Below are 1255 nucleotides of genomic sequence, written 5' to 3'. Positions count from 1 at the left end.
CTGACCGCCGACCTCTCTGCTGCTGAGAACGGAATTGTTCAGGACGGACTAATTACACTCAAGTGATTAAAATTGTCTTTTCTTCGCTCATCCAGATAGCACGGAGATTTTTTTGTAAAAAATGCATTTTTTTGGTTTTGCTTAATAGTTCTTTTAGCTTCCCTTCTTGGGGTGGCGTTTTTTGCAAATTAGCCGATCCAATTAATAACGAATAAGCAAAACCATCACCTTCAAATTTTCCATTTCTATATTTACCAGTCTCTGCAATCCAAGCATATTCAGGTCGCTCTGCAGTTCTCTCAACAACATGCCATTTCCATAATTTTTTTTGATTCAACACTGGGAATCTCGCAAAAATATGGTCTTCCGAAAATATAGCGGCGCAATCAATATCATCGCGAAGCTTATCTGCCCTTACGCAAAAAGAAGACAGTAGAAAAATTGCAAAACACAGATATCTAATCATTTGCAAGTTCCTCTTCGTTGCCTCATTTTATTTGCCAAGTCCATAATATCATCGGTATCTGCAGTAGGTGCAGTACCCCTTTGTTGTAAATCTTTAAAATACGTAGGTGAATCGCAGCCATAACCCTTTGGAATTTCTGAGCTTTTCCACATTGACTCTTCAGGAAAATAATCAGACGGCGTCTTAACATCCTTGCCTGGCTCCTTATCGCCAGGCTGACATGTCGATTTATTTTTACTCCATTTTTTGCAATACTGCGTGTAGTCGTATGGACTTGCTTGAGCCCAAACTTTTTCATTCGGATTAACGACGTCATAAACTTTATCCAATGGATGACTCGGCGCTTCAAGCATTCCCGCAGTCTGCGCGTCAATTGAGGCCTGCCTATGAGCCTCGCCCCGTTTAACAGCGCGTTGGTGCGCATTGCCTGTCAAACCCAGTGGATCAATATAAGTAGTTGGTCTTTCAACATAACGGTAAAAGTTGCTTCCACCTTCCAACCCAATGGGATCCTGAGTGACGTACTGCCCAATGATCGGGTCGTAGTACCTGAAGCGGTTGTAATGAAGACCAGTCTCTGCATCGAGCTGCTGCCCCTGGAAGCGGATGCTCTGCTCGATCCGTTGCGGGTTGTATTCCTCCTGCACCTCCCCCCAGGCACCGTAGCTGGCCGCCCAGGTCACTTGCCCTGCTTTCTCCCCGTTGCCATCCACCAGCCCGATCGGTGTGCCCAGGTGATCGCACAGGTAATGCCGGATGGTCAGCGGGTTGGTTTTCGCCTGCGCTTGT

Annotated in this window: 2 protein-coding genes; both read right to left on the bottom strand. The window is 45.7% G+C overall.

Annotated elements, in window-relative coordinates; genetic code table 11:
- Positions 1 to 58 precede the first annotated feature (58 nt).
- Positions 59 to 466, bottom strand: coding sequence for a hypothetical protein (locus BLT03_RS24370; RefSeq protein ID WP_139160556.1), 408 nt, complete (start codon positions 464 to 466; stop codon positions 59 to 61).
- Positions 463 to 1255, bottom strand: a 793-nt coding sequence (locus BLT03_RS23630) for an RHS repeat-associated core domain-containing protein (RefSeq protein ID WP_092746193.1), incomplete at its 5' end; no start/stop codon positions are given. The genes BLT03_RS23630 and BLT03_RS24370, both read right to left, overlap by 4 nt.

The sequence above is a fragment of the Paracidovorax valerianellae genome (assembly GCF_900102625.1).
Lineage (GTDB): Bacteria > Pseudomonadota > Gammaproteobacteria > Burkholderiales > Burkholderiaceae_C > Paracidovorax > Paracidovorax valerianellae.
The sequence above is the reverse complement of the archived record's forward strand: the minus strand, read 5'-3'. Positions and strand labels throughout refer to the sequence as shown.

Excerpts from the sequence above, each read along its gene's own strand:
- BLT03_RS24370 (WP_139160556.1), bottom strand. The coding sequence starts at position 466 with ATGATTAGATATCTGTGTTTTGCAATTTTTCTACTGTCTTCTTTTTGC.